We start from the raw sequence: 18,881 nt of genomic DNA, 5'->3' as shown, positions 1-18,881 counted from the left end.
AGAGAAAAATTCATAAAGGAAAAATCACACACTTGGATACATTATTTGGAGATCTTTTTCAAGCAACTGAGCAACAGGAAGCCACCTTTGCGGATATCATCCTGCCTGTTCCGATACCTAAGATGTTTACCTACCGTATTCCCAACGCACTGTTAGAGTCCATTGGAATAGGATACCGTGTGATTGTGCAGTTTGGAAAGAAAAAAATCCTGACTGGCATTGTTGGTAAAGTGCACCAAAAACCACCTGCGGCCTATGAGGCCAAACCCATCTTGGATGTGCTGGACTCCCACGCAACTGTTAATCCTCTTCAAATCCGCTTTTGGTCTTGGATGGCTGATTATTATTGCTGTCATATTGGAGAAGTGATGAATGCGGCTTTGCCTTCCGGATTGAAATTAAGTTCGGAAAGTAAAATTCAGCTCAACCCTAATTTTGATCCCGAGCTCAGTGAATACCCGCTTGACGATCGGGAATTGATAATTTTGAAAGCCTTGGAAAGCCAAGAGGAATTGAGCTATGAGGATTGTGAAGTCTTACTTGGGGTCAAAAGCATTCACCAAATCATCAAAAGCTTGGTTATTAAAGAGGCGATTTTGGTTTTTGAGCAAGTCAAAGAAAAGTACACACCTAAAGTAGAGGCAAGAATTCGCCTGACTCAGCCATTTGCCACAGATAAAGCGGCCTTAGAGCAGTTATTTATCGACTTAAGTTCAAAACCCAAACAAGAGGAGGTAGTACTTAAGTATTTGCAGGAAATTCCTGTGTACAAAGACCTTTCTCTGAACTCGAAAGGATTGGAAAAGAAGGTATTCACGGAGGCAAATCTATCCATGTCTTCCTTGAAAACATTGATTAAAAACGGTGTATTCGAAGAGTTTAAAATTATCGTCAGTCGCTTAGATGAGCTGGAGGATGGGAAGGAAGCTGTTTCGATTAAACTTTCAGCTGTACAGGAGGAAGCCAAGCGATCGATTAAAAAGCAATTTGAGGAAAAAGATACCGTACTCCTTCATGGGATTACTGGCAGTGGAAAAACGGAGTTATACATTCATCTGATACAGGAAGCTTTGGATGGAGGCTCTCAGGTGTTGTTTTTATTGCCTGAAATTGCATTGACTACCCATATTGTAGGGCGTTTGAGCAAAGTATTTGGTAATAAAATGGGTGTATTCCATTCTAAGTATTCCGATAATGAACGGGTAGAGGTTTGGAATGGTGTATTGAGTGGGCGGTTTCCCTTGGTGGTGGGTGTTCGATCTTCCATATTTCTGCCATTTGATAGCTTAGGTTTGGTGATCATTGATGAGGAACATGAGTCTAGCTATAAGCAATACGATCCAGCACCGCGCTTTCAGGCTAGAGATTCTGGCATCATGCTCGCCTGGCTTCATCAGGCCAAAGTATTGCTTGGTTCTGCTACCCCTTCTTTTGAGTCATATTACAATGCCCGAATGAGGAAATATGGCTATGTGGCATTGAATCAACGCTATGGAGATGCACAATTACCAGAATTTCAGTTGGCAGATATTCTAGTGGATAAAAAGAAAAATTTGCTTAAACTTGATTTTACCCGTTTGCTAAGGGAAAGTATTCAGGATGCTCTCAGCAAGCAGGAACAGGTACTTATTTTTCAGAATCGGCGAGGGTATGCACCCTATGTGAGTTGCGATGATTGTGGGTGGACGCCTATGTGTGAGCATTGCGATGTAAACTTGACTTATCATCAGTTTGGGGATGAGCTGAAATGCCATTATTGTGGATTCAAAGAAAAAGTACCCAAAACCTGTGATGCCTGTGGCAGCAATAAAATCGTCGCAGTAGGCTTGGGCACCGAGCGAATTGAAGAAAGTTTGGGCTTATTATTTCCGGAGGCTCGTGTGGTGAGAATGGATTTAGATACTACTCGAAGCAAATATGGGTATCAGCGTATCTTAGAAGACTTTGGAGGTGGTAATGTTGATATTTTGGTTGGGACACAGATGATCACCAAAGGATTGGACTTTGATCGCGTGACGGTGGTGGGGATCATGGATGCGGACAGGATTTTGAATTTCCCTGATTTTCGGTCGGGGGAACGGGCCTTTCAACAGATCACACAAGTGGCGGGTAGGGCAGGTAGGAGAAATCAGGTAGGAAAGGTTATTGTTCAAACGAGACGCACAGATGCTCCCATTTTTCATTGGATTTCGGCGGGAGATTATGAGCAATTTTATATGCAGGAAATGGTTGAGCGCCAAAAGTACTTCTATCCACCTTTCGTCAAGCTTATTAAAATTAGTACACGCCATAAAGACTTTAAGGCCGGAGAACGAGCAGCAAGGATTTTACATAATTTATTGAACGATATTCAGGTTAAAAAAATTATGTTAGGCCCTGAGAAGGGGCTGATCGGAAAGATAAAAAACCAGTATATTTTTGAAAGTTTGGTGAAGGTAGATCGGGCATCTGCTTCCTTGAATAGCTTTAAAGAATCGCTTGGCAATATTTTGAATGAGGTTCAAAACCAGAAAGACTTTAAGGGTGTGCGGATCATTGTTGATGTAGATCCGTATTGAGGGTAGTTTTAAGCGAGTTATTTTTTAACTGTTGAGAAGAGGAACCACTTAGCCTTTGATTGGGTTATTTGTATAGACATTTAAATTTTTAATCAATAAAACGATTATGCAATCACTCGAAAATAAAACCGCATTTATTACTGGGGGTACGAAAGGTATCGGTTATGGTATTGCGGCTGCTTTGATGCAGCAAGGAATGAAAGTGGCCATCACTGGCCGTACTCAGGAAGCAGCAGATTCCGCAGCGGCTGAACTGAATAAACTTGGAAAAGGAGAAGCTATCGGTATCGCAGCAGATGTTCGCAATTACGAATCCCAAGAAAAGGCAGTTGCCTTGATGATGGAAAAATGGGGAAGATTAGATCTGTTGGTGGCTAATGCAGGTTTGGGTCATTTTGCTTCCATTCAGGACATGACACTTGAACAGTGGCATGAGACCATAGACACCAATTTAACTGGCGTGTTTTACAGCTTAAAAGCTTCTTTGGAAGGGTTGAAAGCCTCCAAGGGTTATTTTATCAGCATTTCCAGTTTGGCAGGTACCAATTTCTTTGCCAAAGGCTCTGCTTACAATGCGAGTAAGTTTGGCTTAACAGGTTTCACACAAGCAGCCATGTTGGATTTGAGAAATCAAGGAATCCGCTGCACCACCATAATGCCTGGTTCTGTGGCAACTTATTTCAATAATCATGTACCGAATGATGCAGATGCCTGGAAAATCCAGATTGAAGATATCGGACAGATGGTGGTAGATTTGATGCAAATGCACCCACGTACGCTTCCTAGCAAAATCGAGGTGCGTCCAAGCATGCCGGGGTGAGTTTAACCACATAGGACACATAGGTGCCTAGGTAGTTAGCACTATAGTGTATTGTTAAATACGATCTAAATATTCGGTATTAAAATTTTGCCACTAAGGCACCAAGACACGAAGAAAAAAATCACAAAACTTTGTGCCTTGGAGCCTTCGTGGCATTTTTACAATACGCCCTTGGTACTCGGTAACTGATTCAGTGCCGCCAAATCACGCTTGACTGCCATTTTGATAGCTCGGGCGAGACCTTTGAAGATGGCTTCGATTTTGTGGTGTTCGTTGTCTCCTTCGGCTTTGATATTGAGGTTGCACTTGGCTGTGTCGGAGAAGCTTTTGAAGAAATGGAAGAACATTTCGGTGGGCATATCTCCGATTTTCTCACGCTTGAAGGTTGCATCCCATACCATCCAAGGCCTTCCACCAAAGTCAATGGCAACTTGCGCCAATACATCATCCATTGGTAACAAAAAGCCATACCGGTAGATACCTTTTTTATCTCCCAAAGCCTTCAAATAGGCTTCACCTAAGGCTAAAGCCGTATCTTCAATGGTATGATGTTCGTCTATGTGAAGGTCTCCATTGACTTTGATAGTTAGGTCTGTACCACCGTGTTTGCCCAATTGCTCCAACATGTGGTCAAAGAAAGGGAGGCCAGTTTCAATCTTACACACACCTGTTCCATCCAAATTGACTTCAATATGAATATCAGTCTCAGAAGTTTTTCTGGAGACACTTGCTTTTCGAGCAGGTAAACGAAGGAATTGATAAATCTCATCCCAATCTTGGGTGCTTAAACTTGCTTCTGAATTAGGTTCACCGATAAAGATGGCCTGACAACCTAAATTTTTTGCCAATTGGATATCTGTCTTTCGGTCACCAATTACATAGGAATTTGCCAAGTCGTAGTCACCCGTCAAGTATTCCTTCAACATTCCGATTCCAGGTTTACGATTGGGATGATTATCAGACTCGAAATGTGGATCGACGTGAATCTTAGTGAATGTCACAGCTTCATTTTCCAGGGTACGCAACATTTTATTATGGGCGGGCCAAAAGGTTTCCTCAGGGAAAGAGGCTGTTCCTAGACCATCCTGATTGCTAACCATGACCAATTCGAAATCCGTTTCTTCAGCAATTTTCCGAAGGTTGGAAATGGCTTTGGGGATGAATTCCAGTTTTTCTAAACTATCTATTTGAAAATCTATCGGTGGCTCCACGATGATGGTACCATCCCGATCGATGAAAAGTACTTTTTTCATAGGTTTAAGGAGATTTTTTGGGACTGCTCAATGGTTTTCATGACCTCTAGTAAGGCTTGATTTTCTTCTGCTGTTCCTACAGTAATCCGTAGGCAGTCATCGCATAATAAAACTTTCGAACGATCTCTGACGATCATTTGATGTTGGATTAAGGCTTCGTACCAAGCTTTGGCTTCTTTGATTTTTACTAAAACGAAATTGGCGTGGGAAGGGAAAATGTTTTGAACACTGGTCAATGAATGTAATTCATTGACTAAGATTGCTCTATTTTCTAAAATGCTTTTTATAACCTTCGGTAACTCTGCGGCCTTATCAAGTGAATTCAACACCTTTTCTTGGGTCAAGCCAGAAATATTATAAGGTGGCTTAATCAAGTTCAAGATCCGAATGATTTCCTCTGAGGCAAATGCCATTCCGATGCGAAGATTTGCCAATCCCCAGGCTTTGGAAAAGGTCTGCATGACCAATAGGTTAGGGTAGGAGTCCAGTTCTGTGGTGAAACTTGGCTCATCAGAGAAGTCAATGTATGCTTCATCTACGACCACTAAGCCAGGAAAATTTTTCAGCAAATACTCAATATCTGAGCGGTTTACCTTATTACCCGAAGGATTATTGGGGCTACAGATGAAGAGGATCTTAGAATTGGCATTTGCTGCTTCCAAGATTTTTTTAGGTTGTAATTGAAAATCGGCAGTCAAAGGAACTCGAACGATAGCAATATCATTTACCCCTGCACTGACTTCATACATACCATAAGTTGGTGGTAAGATGACGATATTATCGATGCCAGGTCTGCAAAATGCCCGCATCAATAAGTCAATCGCTTCATCGGATCCATTTCCTAAGAAAATCTGACTTGGTCTAACTCCTTTGATTGGTGCTAATTTGGCCTTGATATTCTGTTGGTAAGGGTCAGGATAGCGGTTGAATGCTTCACCAGTCAATGCACTGTACGGATTTTCGTTGGCATCTAGGAAAATACCAGCTTTTCCAGAATATTCATCCCGAGCCGAAGAATAAGGCTTGATTCCCAAGATGTGGGGCCTCAAGAGTTTTTGTAGTTCGAAGCTCATGACTTTTTCTTTTCCAAGTATTCCAATCGAATGGTCACTGCATTTTTGTGTGCTTCCAATTGCTCATTAGCTGCCATCAACTCCACTGTAGGACCTAAGTTTTGAATACCTTGTGCTGTGATTTTTTGATAAGTAATTTTCTTAACAAAGGAATCCAAGGATACGCCTGAGTAATTTCTTGCATAACCATAGGTGGGCAAGGTGTGATTGGTGCCTGAGGCATAATCGCCAGCGGACTCAGGGGTGTAGTTACCAATAAAAATTGATCCTGCATTGACAATGCTGTTCACTACCTGTTCTTCATTTTCTACACAAATGATCAAGTGTTCGGGAGCATAGAAATTAATCAGCTCAACGGCAGTTTTTTCTACGGGCATGATCACAGCCACTGAATTGTCCAAGGCCTTTTTTGCAATATCTTTTCGTGGAAGTTTTTCCAGTTGTACTTCTACTTCCTTCAATACTTTGTGGGCTATTTTTTCGGAGCTTGCTACCAAAATTACTTGAGAATCAACTCCATGTTCGGCTTGTGAAAGCAGGTCGGAGGCAACGAAAGCAGGTACTGACGATTGGTCCGCATACACTAATACTTCTGATGGTCCCGCAGGCATATCGATGGCAACACCTTTCTTCACCGCCAGTTGCTTAGCTGCTGTTACATATTGATTGCCTGGTCCAAAGATTTTATCCACTTTCGGAACAGATTCAGTCCCATAGGTCATTGCTGCAACTGCTTGTGCACCGCCAGCTTTGACAATCTTATCAATACCAATCAAGTCGGCAGTATATAGAATTGCAGGATGGATTTTTCCTTCTTTATTTGGAGGGGTGCACAATACTACTTCTTCACAGCCCGCAATGTTAGCAGGAATACCCAACATCAACACCGTCGAAAATAGGGGAGCCGTACCACCAGGAATGTATAATCCAACCTTTTGAATGGCAACTGACTTACGCATACAAGTTACACCTTCCATAACCTCCATCACGAGGTCGGGAGCTTGCTGGGCTGCATGAAATTTTTCTATATTTTCCTTAGCTATTAGAATAGCTTCTTTCAAAGCAGGATCGACCATAGCTTTTGCAGCTACGATTTCTTCTCGAGTGACCAGCAAATTTTTTATTTGTACATGATCATATTCCAAAGCAAATTTTTTCAAAGCCTTATCACCGGAGCGCTTGACTTTCCGAAGAATCGGCTTGACTATTTTTTCTATATCCTTTGTCTTCTGTACAGGTCTCTCCAAAATGGATGCCCACTCAGTAACTTTTGGGTTGATGACAATTTTCATATTTCAGTGTTTTAAACAACCATTTTTTCAATCGGAACAACCAGTATACCTTCGGCGCCGGCTGCCCTCAGTTCCTCAATATTCTCCCAAAACTGATCTTCACTCAAGACTGAGTGTACCGAAGACCAACCTTCCTGCGCCAAAGGCAAGATCGTAGGACTCCTCATGCCTGGAATAAGTTCAATAATTCTATCTAATGATTGATTTGGTGCATTCATTAAGACATATTTATTGGATTTACCAGTTTGTACAGCATTGATTCTAAACAATAGTTTATCGATGATGGCTAATTTTTCCTCGGATAGCGTATTATTGGCAATAAGCACAGCTTCAGACTTGAAGATCTCTTCTACCTCTTTTAATCCATTCATCATGAGGGTGGATCCCGAACTTACGATATCACAGATTCCTTCAGCGAGTCCTATGCTAGGAGCGATTTCAACAGATCCGGATATTTCGTGGATTTCTGCAGATACATTATTTTTGGTCAGATAGTCTCCTAAGATTTTCGGGTAGGAGGTAGCGATGCTTTTTCCTTGGAAGTAGTGAATATTCATGTATTCTTCTCCTTTAGGAATGGCTAAGGATAGTCTACATTTGCTGAATCCCAATTTTTTCAGGACATTGACCTCTTTGTCTTTTTCAACCAATTCATTTTCGCCTACAATTCCCAAATCTGCCACCCCATCGGCTACATAGCCAGGAATATCATCGTCTCTCAGGAATAAAAATTCGATCGGGAAATTGGTAGCGGTAGATTTTAACTTGCCGGTGCCGTTATAAAATTTGATGCCACATTCTTTGATGAGGCTTAAGGAATCTTCACTTAATCTGCCGCTCTTTTGTACGGCAATGCGGATAATTGAATTCATGTATGCAATATACGGTTAGATGCAAAATGTTTGAGACAATTTTGGATTGATTGGCTGCATAATTAGATAAACAGCCTCCATTGGGCGATATGTTTGTATAATTCCTCCTTAGGAGGAATGATGTGCATGATGTACTGTACCAACGGTGGTGTTGGCAGCTAAAAGTGAAACTATGGAAGGGTATTTTTTCATGCACTGCAAAGGTAATTGAATTTTAAAAACAGGCAAATCCTTCTTTTGTTTTTTTCATTGATGAAATTATAGCTCTTCTTCCATCAATTTACTGATCCAAGCGGACAATTGTGCTGTGTTTGTGAGTTTTAATTTGTGGATGAGATTTCTTCTATGTGTATTGACAGTCAGTAAGCTCAAGAAGAGTTTTTCTGAGATTTGAGCGGAGGTGAAGCCTCGGGCAATTAAAAACGCAATTTCCTTTTCCCGTTTGCTCAACATATTTAACCCTGTAGGAATCTCTTTGGAGATTTCTTGGATTTCGGGAAATACAGGTTCCTTTCGGTAGATGGAGTGAATGGCATCTAATAAGCTTTGTTTATCGGTTGTTTTTGGTAAAAAGCCTAAAATCCCAAGTTTTGTACATTTCCTAATGAGATCCCTACTCGATTCCATAGATAAAATTAAAATAGCGGTATGAGGTAACAGATTAAGGATTTTCTGTGCTGTTTCCAAGCCATTCATATCGGGAAGAAAGTAATCTAAAAGCACTACATCAGGTTGAAGCCTGATAACTTCCTTTAGCCCGTCCGTAGCATTGTTGGCACTTCCTAACCAAGTGATTCCGGCTTCTTTTCCTATCAATGAAAAAATTCCTTCTACAAAAAGTTGATGATCTTCTATGTGATAAAGTGTAATGTTAGCCTGCATACTCGTAAACAAGGGGAATTTTGATTAAAACTGTGGTGCCCGAAGGGGTGGAATCTACCGCTAAGGTTCCTTTCCAGTAGGAAACACGATCCTGTATATTGGTCAATCCAATGCCATTTTTGGAATGATTTGCATCGAAGCCATGGCCGTCGTCCTCGACAATTACCTCAATTTCATCATCTACTTCTATTAACTGAATCATCAACTCTGATGCCTGGGCATGTTTCAATACATTTTGCACCAATTCACCACATATCCGATACAGCGAAAGTTGAAGGTTTTGGCTAATGTTAGCAGGTAAAGAGTAGGTAAATGTTATGGGTAAATAAGCCTGGTCTTGAATTAACTGTAACTTTGAACGCAGTGCAAGTTCCAAGCCTGTTTCTTTGAGGTGTGGAGGTGTCAGATTGTGACTGATACTTCTTGCTTCGACGATACTTTTGGAAACTAGGTCCTTTAACTCATGGGTTATTTCATTGCTGGAGAATTGTGTTTCGAGTTGGTTGGCTTTGAGATAAATGCTCGCTAGCATCCCTCCAATACTGTCATGGAGATCTCTTGCGAGTCTATTTCTTTCTTTTTCTTGCACATCGATCAGTTTATTGGCCATGAGTTTCTCATTTTCTACCAATTTCAGCTGTAAGTTTTCACGCTCAACTTTGAAGTCAGCTGCTTTCCCAATAAATGCCGCTGTAATAAAGATGGTTTCCCCCATCATTCCAAATGATGATCCGAAATCAAATAAAGAATTACTCAAAAGAATTGAAATACCTGCTTGATGTAAGTGAACCAACAAGTTGAATCCAATCAAAAATGAAATCCCTAAAAGATAGTAAGCAGCATATTGTATGCCTGCCCTGTATTGTTGCCACAAGTAGGTAATGATCAAGGCTGTCACAAGGATAGAAAATCCCAAGGTAAGCTTGAGGAAGGTCATTTTATTAGGGATATTGATGGTAGACATGGGTCTAAAAAAAGTATCTATTGCCAATAACACATGCAGTGCAATGGTGATTTTGACAGCGTAAATCAACCAGCTTTTTTTTCTTAAAGGTGGAAAAAAACTCGTCATCAATAAAAGAAAAATGGTATTGGTAATAAGTCCTAGGATTGGTCGGGACTTATCTGTCCAATCGCCTGCATTTGGCCAAATATATTGAAAGCCCAATCCCCAATGACTGCAAAGCCAAGCAGTGAGTGAAAGAATGAAAAGCGCATATAATATTCCGGAAATTTCTTTGAGTTTGATGGCATACAAACAAGCCCCCATGAACATGATGGCCATCCAGCCAATAAATAGTCCAATCAGTAATGTTTCCAAGGATACTTTTTGAAGCAATTGGCTTTCTTTTAGGATCATAGGATCCACAAGTAATGTTTCCCCAGGTTTACTCATTTTCAGAAGTAAAGAAGTGGGCTTATGTCCATCATATTCCAAAGGAACCACGAGGTCTTTATTCCAATAGGGTCTTTGATCAAAAGGGAAGTGATCGCCCATGATGTAAGTAGGGGTGACTGCATCAGAAAAATATATTTCCAATAGGTTAATATGTGGATTGTTGAGCATAAAAAAGTACTTGGATTCATCCCATTGGTCTGGTAAAGTGACCCGCATCCACCAACTGTAAGCGGTGATGCCCGCATTGAAAATTCCCTCCTTCCAGATGGAGTCTTGTTCAAATCTTCCAGAAGCCTCCACCGCTGAAAATGATTTATCAGCCAAAACCTGATAGCGTAAGGGTTCCTGTGAATATGAACAGGCTCCTAGCAAACTTACTGCACTGAGGTAGAAAAGTAAAAGGTACTTTTGATTAATTGAAATCATGTATGGGTAAATAACAAGGCATAAGTTATTAAATTGGTTTGAATAAAAAAATTAGGATAAAGCTAAAATTGGGTTTCTAGTAGATTGAATGGTTAGTAATTCGATTTCTATTTACAAAATAGTAGTAAGTTGCTGTAAGATAGTTGGTAATGTTTTGATGAATTTCTTTAAGATGTCTTCTTTTTGTCTGTCTATTCTGTTGGTGAAAAAAAATTAAAATAGTATATTGAAAGTGTTTTTTTGTCTTAAAATGTGAAGATTTTTCCGTAAGACAATTTATATCGTCGTATAGGATTCAGTTGTAGTTTTAAATAATCTGTGATGAATGATATTCAACTTTTTAAACCCCATGAATCCTTAGCGCCTTACATTAACGGCTATTTGGTGTCAAAAATTAAATTTGATGGTACAGAGAGGCCTGTTTTTACCCCGAAAGGCACAGCAGCCATCATAACTATTTTTAAAATCAATTCAAATTCCTATTTAACATATCCTACTAAGGAGGATAGAATCTATTTCAAAAATCACCATCCATACCTGTTTGGTCAAATGACTAAAGTTGGAATTTCCCATTTTGAAGGGGTTTTTGAATTTTTTTGCATCGTATTTACACCTACAGGTCTTTTTCATTTTTTAAATAAACCTGCAAGCGAATGTACAGATAAAGTGACGCCCCTAAATGAAATAGGTTTTAAGCTGCTTCACCAACGAATATTAGAAGTTTCACAATCATTTATGAGTTTAAAAGATTTGTTGTCTTCAATAGATGAGCTGCTGCTGGGTCATTTTAGCAATATGAAACCGAAAAAGCCACACGTAGATATGTCGCACATGGTCCACTATATTTTCCTTAAAAAAGGAATCGTGGGTCTTGATGAATTGATCGAACAGCTTGGCATTGGTAAGCGTGCCTTTCAAATTTATTTCAAAAATCAAGTGGGAGTTCCTCCTAAGGTGTTTTGTAGGATAGTCCGGTTCAATTTGCTGCTCATAGCATTGGAAAAAGACCCTTTCGTAGATATCCTAGAATTGGCTATCAACTTTGGATACAATGATAGCCCACATCTATATAAAGACTTCACAACCTATCTAGGTATGTCACCACGGAAATACCAACAACTGCTCGTTAATTATAATTTAGCAGTAGAACGTGAAATCAAAAAGGACTACCTGAAATAAATCATAATTTCCTGTTTTTTAGCTTAATTATCCCTATCTGTAGATTTTTCGGAAGTAGTGGCAGCATATTTTTCTTTCTGCGGATATTTTTAAATAAAGACATAGTTTATAATACCACTTTTGGGGTATTTGATTCATTCTCAATTAGCTGGAAATTTAGAGGTAAATCTTTTACAACGTATTTTAATTTTCTACTGATTCTATTCCACCACTTAAATTTTACAAAACTTATGAAAACAATTTACAATCTTTTCGTTGTGTGCTTACTGTTGACAGCGTCCACTTTAGAAGCACAGGTAGTCCGAACATTCAGTAATCGAGACGGAGAAACAAGCGAGTTTAATACCCTGCAAGAAGTAATAGATGCATCGGCTGATGGGGACTTTATTTATGTGAGTGGGTCTTCAAATTCCTATGGAGATATTAACATCAATAAAAGAATCAATTTAATTGGGGCAGGACATAATCCTGCTACAGCAGATGGTTTGAGAAGTTCGCTAGGAACAGTTATTTTTCAAAATGGATCCTCTGATAGCAGGCTTGCTGGCTTTACTATTTTGCAAGCCTCTTATTCAGGAAGTCAAATCAACAATGTAATTATTCAACGGAATTTTATTCAATTTAATGTTTTTGTTGCAGATTTTCAAAACTGGATATTCGAAGAAAATATCATCAACTCGATTTCCTCTCTAGTTTCGCCCAACTTTGAGGAAAGGTTTATTTTTCGAAATAATATTATTAGTGGAGTTATACAAAATATAAATCATTCCCTTTTTTCAAATAATGTATTTTTATCAAGTGGTGGAATTTTTTCAGGGTCTTTTACCAATATATTCGGCAATAACATATTTTTTCAGAATAATTTGAATTCTAATTTTAATTCTCCCGGAGCTATAGTTAATTCTACCTTTAACAACAACATCTTTTTTGGACAGGATAATCCTAGCTCTCTCCCAACAACAAATGGGAATACAGGAGTTGATAATATTTTCTCCAACCCGTTGTTTGTAAATGCTCCAAATAATTCTTTTAGCTATGATCATAATTATAGTCTTCAAGCAGGTTCCCCAGGTTTAACAGGTGGAGTAGGAGGCTCCCAAATAGGACTCTTTGGAGGAATTGGATATACTGTTAGTGGCGAACCAGCTGTTCCCCAAGTTACTTTGCTGAATATCCTTAATCCCATTGTTCCTCAAAATGGAGATTTGAATGTAAGAATCGAAGGCAGAGCCAATAATTAAGAGATCGACTATGAAAACGTATCTTTTATTTTGGTGCGCCCTCCTTGGGCTGTGCCTCTTGCCTTGGTGCACGCAAGCACAGCAACCTACCTTGGTAGGAGCAGAGTACTATTTCAATACCGATCCAGGTTTTGGCAGTGGTACGGCAATACCCATTTCTTCGGGTACTGTAGTTAGTCAGCAGGCATCCATCAGTACAGTGGGTTTAGCTGATGGATTTCACCGATTGTTTATACGCTTTCAGGATGCAGAAGGTATTTGGGGATTGACAGCCAACCGGACCTTCTGGAAGGGAAGAGCAACTTCAGGTCTTACCATTGCCATTGATGCAGCCGAATACTTTTTTGGCAATGACCCTGGCTTAGGAAATGGTACATCCTTATCTGTAAGTCCAGGTCCCAATCCACAGATTTTGGGTATCATCAATATGGAAGGATTGCCTAGGGGCTTCCATAGATTGTCCATCCGTTTTCGAAATCAGTCCAATCAATGGGGTTTAGCGGCTTCTAGATTATTTTTTGTCGAGCGTGAAGGCTTCACAGATCCTGCTGCGGTCGATTATGTAGAATATTTCTTCAATGACAACGATCCAGGCTTAGGAAATGCTACTGAAATACCCTTAGATGACATAGGCGAAACTTTCTCAATTGATGCCATCATTGCCACGACCGAACTCTCGGTAGGTGAGTACACGTTGACCGTGCGGGTTTTGAATACCCGTGGCTTATGGAGTATAGCAGAAACCCGTGAGTTTACAGTCGGGGAGCCTGTTCCTCCTATACCTGATCTGGAAAATTTACCGGATGTAATTGCCGAATGTATTGTGAATTTTACGGACTTAATCATCCCTACAGCTACTGCACAGGACGGATCCACCGTATTTGGTGTGACTAATGAAGGTGTCTTCCCAGTAATTCAACAAGGGTCACGGGTGATCACTTGGACCTATACAGATGCAAATGGCTTTAGAACTACACAAGAACAACGCATCATACTCGATGACATCACACCGCCTACGATAGCTGCTTTGTCAACTATTCAATTGAATGCGGATGCAGGACAGTGTTTTGCCTCCAATGTAGCGTTAATTCCACCGCTAACCTCGGATAATTGTGGCAATGTATCCTTAACTAATGATGCGCCGAGTTTCTTCCCGGTAGGATTGACTTTGGTAACTTGGACGGTAACTGACGGAAATGGAAACCAAGCCTTCTCAAGCTTTGAAGTCTTGGTGGAAGATACTCAAGTGCCTACCATCACCTGTCCAGAGGATATCAGACTATTGGTGGCATTTGGTTCAAGCGGGGCCATTGTTACCTATGCCTTGCCAAATACAGCAGATAATTGCGGAACCCCTGAATTGACATTGATTGAAGGCTTAGAAAGTGGGTCAGCGTTCCCAATTGGCACTACCGTGGTGAGGTATGAAGCCCGAGATGCGGCAGGAAATACGGCTGAGTGTAGCTTCAATGTGATTGTTACTGAAGAAGAGGATGATGTACCTCCGGTGATCATCAATTGTCCAGCGTCTATCGTTGTGCCAAATACGATTGGTAGCTGTAGCGCTTCCGTAGGTTGGGTACCACCAACAGCCAGCGATAACAGTGGTTCTGTTACGCTTACCAGTAATTTTGAACCAGGGGCATCCTTCCCTGTGGGTACTACCCGTGTGATTTATACGGCTACAGATCCAACAGGGAATACTGCTGTTTGTGAATTTGATGTTACCGTTCAGGATACCCAGGCACCAGTATTTACATGTACCCAAAATATTACAGTTACTGTAGGATTTGGGGAAGGTTCGGTACTGGTAAATTATGCTATTCCTACGGCAGTTGATAACTGTGGTGAGGCAAATGTACAGTTGGTCAGTGGACCAGCTAGCGGTTCACTCTTCCCATTGGGTGTTACTACGGTAATATTCAGTGCTACGGATGCTGTGGGTAACGCTTCAGAGTGTAGCTTTACTGTAACAGTTGCCGAAAGCGCAGATACAGAGCCCCCAGTAATCAACAATTGTCCGCAGAACATTGAGGTTTCCAATGATACAGATGCATGTGGAGCAATAGTTACCTGGATTCCGCCAACAGCTTTGGATAATAGCGGTTCTGTTGAATTTGTAACAGATGTAGAGCCAGGAAGTTTCTTCCCGATAGGTAGAAGTACCGTGACCTATACTGCAACAGATCCTTCTGGCAACACCACCATCTGTAGCTTTGAAGTATTGGTTAACGATACGCAGGCACCGGTATTAACTTGCTCAGAAACTATCGAAGTTACTGTAGGAATAGGTGTGGCAGGTGCGAATGTGAGCTATGAACTTCCCGAAGCACTGGATAATTGTGGTTCGGTGACGATTTTGAGAACAGCTGGTCCAGCAAGTGGATCCTTCTTTGAAACAGGAACAGCCACTCTGATCTCATTTGCTGCTACAGATGAGGCAGGAAACAGCACTACCTGTAGTTTCCTAGTGATTGTGACAGCCTCTGAAGATACAGAAGCTCCGGTAATAGAAGATTGTCCGCAGAACATCAGCGTATCCAATGATGCTGGCGCTTGTGGAGCAATCGTGACTTGGACGGAGCCTACTGCAACGGATAATTCCGGTTCGGTAACGCTGACCACGGATTTAGAGCCGGGTAGTTTCTTCCCTGTAGGTACCACTACAGTTACGTACACAGCTATCGATCCTTCGGATAACCGTACGCTTTGTACCTTCGATGTGGTAGTGCGGGATGAAGAAGCACCAGTCATCACTTGCCCGGCACCGATTTCAGTGGTGGTTGGCATGGGAGAAACGGGAGCAGTAGTCAACTACGAGCTGCCGACGGCCACGGATAATTGTGGAGAGGTTCGGGTTGAGCTGAGTTCAGGACCGGTAAGCGGTTCGGTCTTCCCAATAGGAACGACAACCGTGACTTACACAGCCTTCGATGACTCGGATAATAGCACAGCGTGCAGCTTTACAGTGATTGTTACAGCCTCCGAGGATACAGAAGCTCCTGTAATAGAAGATTGTCCGCAGAACATCAGCGTATCCAATGATGCTGGCGCTTGTGGAGCCATCGTGACCTGGACGGAGCCAACCGCTACGGATAATTCCGGTTTGGTAACACTGACCCCGGATATAGAACCGGGTAGTTTCTTCTCTGTAGGTACCACTACGGTTACGTATACAGCTATCGATCCTTCGGGCAACCGTACGCTTTGTACCTTTGATGTGGTAGTGAGGGATGAGGAATCACCAGTCATCACTTGTCCGGCACCGATTTCAGTGGTGGTTGGCATAGGAGAAACAGGAGCAGTAGTCAACTATGAGCTGCCGACGGCCATGGATAATTGTGGAGAGGTTCGGGTTGAGTTGACTTCAGGACCGGCAAGCGGTTCGGTTTTCCCTGTAGGAACGACAACGGTGACGTATACCGCCTTAGATGAATCGGATAATAGCAGCACTTGTAGCTTTACAGTGACTGTGACAGCCTCCGAGGATACAGAAGCTCCAGTGATAGAAGATTGTCCGCAGAATATCAGCGTATCCAATGATGCTGGCGCTTGCGGAGCAATCGTGACCTGGACGGAGCCTATTGCAACGGATAATTCCGGTTCAGTAACGCTGACCACGGATATAGAACCGGGTAGTTTCTTCCCTGTAGGTACCACTACAGTTACGTACACAGCTATCGATCCTTCGGGTAACCGTACGCTTTGCACCTTTGATGTGGTAGTGCGGGATGAAGAAGCACTGGTCATCACTTGTCAGGAACCGATTTCAGTGGTGGTTGGTATAGGTGAAACAGGAGCAGTAGTCAACTACGAGCTGCCGACGGCCACGGATAATTGTGGAGAGGTTCGGGTTGAGCTGAGTTCAGGACCAGCAAGCGGTTCTATCTTCCCAATAGGGACGACAACGGTGACGTACACAGCCTTCGATGATTCGGATAATAGCAGCACTTGTAGCTTTACAGTGACTGTGACAGCCTCCGAGGATACAGAAGCTCCAGTGATAGAAGATTGTCCGCAGAATATCAGCGTATCCAATGATGCTGGCGCTTGTGGAGCAATCGTGACTTGGACGGAGCCTACTGCAACGGATAATTCCGGTTCAGTAACGCTGACCACGGATATAGAACCGGGTAGTTTCTTCCCTGTAGGTACCACTACAGTTACGTACACCGCTATCGATCCTTCGGGTAACCGTACGCTTTGTACCTTCGATGTGGTAGTGCGAGATGAAGAAGCACCAGTGGTAAACACCAAAGATATTATCATCGAAATCAATAGAGGAGACTCATTCTTGCTGAGCCCTGATATGGTGGATGCAGGTTCTAAAGATAACTGTGCGATTGCAACTAGAATAGTTGATCGAACACAGTTTAATGAATCTGATGAAGGTCCTAACCTAGTGTTGTTGACCGTGACGGATGTCAATGGAAACAGTGCTTCTGACATAGCCATCGTAACCATTGTGGTCATTGGAGATCCTGTATGTGTGGTTGCCAAAGCAAGGGATGTGACGCTATTCTTGAACAATGCAGGCAAAGCAAATCTGAATGTAAACATGGTGGAAGATGGTTCCTTCACCAACTGTGGTAATCGTATTACCAGAAGATTGCTGGAGAAATGCAAGTTTGATTGTAGCGATATTGGAGAGCAATTGATTACATACACCGTTAGGGATAACCGAGGAAACGAAGGTACTACCCAATTCAAGGTTACTGTCATTGACAACAGAGCGCCAAATATTTGTCTGTCTCGCATTGTCAACGTGACTCAGAGAGCTGGAACAGTGTACACGTTAACTGATCTCACTACAAGAGGTAAAATCAAAGATAATTGCAGTGTTGGTAAAGTGGAACAGATACCAGCTGCTGGAACTGTATTCGATAAGGCAGGAGATTATCCTATCTTGATCCGTGCAGAAGATGGCAGTGGCAATGTTTCAACCCGAACGCTTACGCTAAGGCTACGTTTTGTTGGTCAGCCGAACAAAAACAAAAACAATCCGAAAAATGGAAGATCGCTGAACTTACCTGATCTGGTTGTGCCATGGAATACTTCATTTGAAGATATCATTAACATGCAGCGCAAAAAAGTAGGCAAGCAGGTCTTGACCGAAATGGGTATTCAATTTGATGCTGAGGGTTACGAGCAAGATGTTCCAGGGTACTACTCTATAGGATATTCTTCTGCTGAGGATTCAGGTATGGTGATGGATTTCATGGTTGAGGTAGCTGAGAAGCCAGAAGCATTGGATATCTTGTTGAGAGGCATAGTTCCAGCTTCAAATGTACGGATAGGTAGTGCAGTCGGAAATTTAGTGACACTTGATCCTTCGGATGATATCCATACCTATACCATGGATGAGCATCCTGACTTCTATCTGGAAGACAATCAACTGTTCTGGAGAGGAGAGGGACAACCGGAAGCCTCGCAACGAGTAATGGTTTACAGTACAGATAGGATGGGTCAGACCATCAGTAAGGAGTTGCTGCTTTGGTCCGATACCGAGCCACTCAAACTACAGATCTATCCAAACCCTGCCAATTACGAAACCAATATTGCAGTTGCGCTGCAAGAAGAGTCAGCGGTAGAATTGAGGATTTATGATGCTACTGGTAGATTGGTGTACACCTACAATGCCTTGGAGTATGAACTCTTTACCAAGACAGTTGACTTGGAAGGCTTGACACAAGGCATGTACCATGTGACGGTAAAAGTCAATCATCAGTATCTCCATGGAAGATTGATAAAAAAATAAAAGGATAACCTTATCAGATCAAAAAGCCACCTCAATTTGGGGTGGTTTTTTTTATTTTTCATTGCTAAGAAAAAGCATTTCATTACAAAAATTACCTATTTCTAGGTATTGCTTTTAATTAGGTAGTT

Annotated in this window: 11 protein-coding genes; 5 read left to right on the top strand and 6 right to left on the bottom strand. The window is 41.7% G+C overall.

Annotated elements, in window-relative coordinates:
• Nucleotides 1–32 precede the first annotated feature (32 nt).
• On the top strand, nt 33–2,558 hold the full coding sequence (gene priA, locus IPZ59_RS16550) for a replication restart helicase PriA (protein ID WP_236137157.1): 2,526 nt from the start codon (nt 33–35) through the stop codon (nt 2,556–2,558).
• 106 nt (nt 2,559–2,664) lie between these two features.
• Entirely contained in the window at nt 2,665–3,378 is a 714-nt protein-coding gene (locus IPZ59_RS16545) for an SDR family oxidoreductase (protein ID WP_236137156.1), read from the top strand.
• A gap of 158 nt (nt 3,379–3,536) precedes the next feature.
• On the opposite strand, the gene hisB is transcribed toward IPZ59_RS16545, so the two are convergent.
• From hisB to IPZ59_RS16515, 6 genes are all read right to left on the bottom strand, one after another.
• The gene (hisB, locus tag IPZ59_RS16540; RefSeq protein WP_236137155.1) at nt 3,537–4,631 is read right to left on the bottom strand and encodes a bifunctional histidinol-phosphatase/imidazoleglycerol-phosphate dehydratase HisB; all 1,095 of its coding nucleotides are present in this window, start codon (nt 4,629–4,631) and stop codon (nt 3,537–3,539) included.
• Nucleotides 4,628–5,704: a histidinol-phosphate transaminase gene (gene hisC / locus IPZ59_RS16535; protein ID WP_236137154.1), complete on the bottom strand. Its 1,077-nt coding sequence runs from the start codon at nt 5,702–5,704 to the stop codon at nt 4,628–4,630. The genes hisB and hisC overlap by 4 nt, the downstream gene beginning before the upstream one ends.
• Complete coding sequence (gene hisD / locus IPZ59_RS16530) at nt 5,701–6,996, bottom strand: histidinol dehydrogenase (protein ID WP_236137153.1); 1,296 nt, start codon at nt 6,994–6,996, stop codon at nt 5,701–5,703. Before hisD ends, hisC begins: the two co-directional genes overlap by 4 nt.
• Nucleotides 6,997–7,007: 11 nt before the next feature.
• Complete coding sequence (gene hisG / locus IPZ59_RS16525) at nt 7,008–7,868, bottom strand: ATP phosphoribosyltransferase (protein ID WP_236137152.1); 861 nt, start codon at nt 7,866–7,868, stop codon at nt 7,008–7,010.
• A 258-nt stretch (nt 7,869–8,126) separates the two neighbouring features.
• A complete protein-coding gene (locus IPZ59_RS16520) occupies nt 8,127–8,750 on the bottom strand; it encodes a response regulator transcription factor (protein WP_236137151.1) in 624 nt (207 codons plus the stop codon).
• Nucleotides 8,740–10,575, bottom strand: a complete 1,836-nt coding sequence (locus IPZ59_RS16515) for a sensor histidine kinase (RefSeq protein ID WP_236137150.1) — start codon at nt 10,573–10,575, stop codon at nt 8,740–8,742. The genes IPZ59_RS16520 and IPZ59_RS16515 overlap by 11 nt, the downstream gene beginning before the upstream one ends.
• A 321-nt stretch (nt 10,576–10,896) precedes the next feature.
• On the opposite strand from IPZ59_RS16515, the gene IPZ59_RS16510 reads away from it, so the two are divergent.
• From IPZ59_RS16510 to IPZ59_RS16500, 3 genes are all read left to right on the top strand, one after another.
• The gene (locus IPZ59_RS16510; protein WP_236137149.1) at nt 10,897–11,754 is read left to right on the top strand and encodes a helix-turn-helix domain-containing protein; all 858 of its coding nucleotides are present in this window, start codon (nt 10,897–10,899) and stop codon (nt 11,752–11,754) included.
• A gap of 230 nt (nt 11,755–11,984) precedes the next feature.
• Nucleotides 11,985–12,995 carry a right-handed parallel beta-helix repeat-containing protein gene (locus tag IPZ59_RS16505; protein ID WP_236137148.1) on the top strand — a complete coding sequence of 337 codons (1,011 nt, stop codon included), beginning with the start codon at nt 11,985–11,987 and terminating at the stop codon, nt 12,993–12,995.
• 10 nt (nt 12,996–13,005) lie between these two features.
• Complete coding sequence (locus IPZ59_RS16500) at nt 13,006–18,753, top strand: HYR domain-containing protein (protein WP_236137147.1); 5,748 nt, start codon at nt 13,006–13,008, stop codon at nt 18,751–18,753.
• The last annotated feature ends 128 nt before the right edge of the window (nt 18,754–18,881 follow it).

Origin of the sequence: Mongoliitalea daihaiensis, assembly GCF_021596945.1 — a bacterium.
Lineage (GTDB): Bacteria > Bacteroidota > Bacteroidia > Cytophagales > Cyclobacteriaceae > Mongoliitalea > Mongoliitalea daihaiensis.
This window is presented reverse-complemented; position numbering and strand designations above follow the sequence as displayed.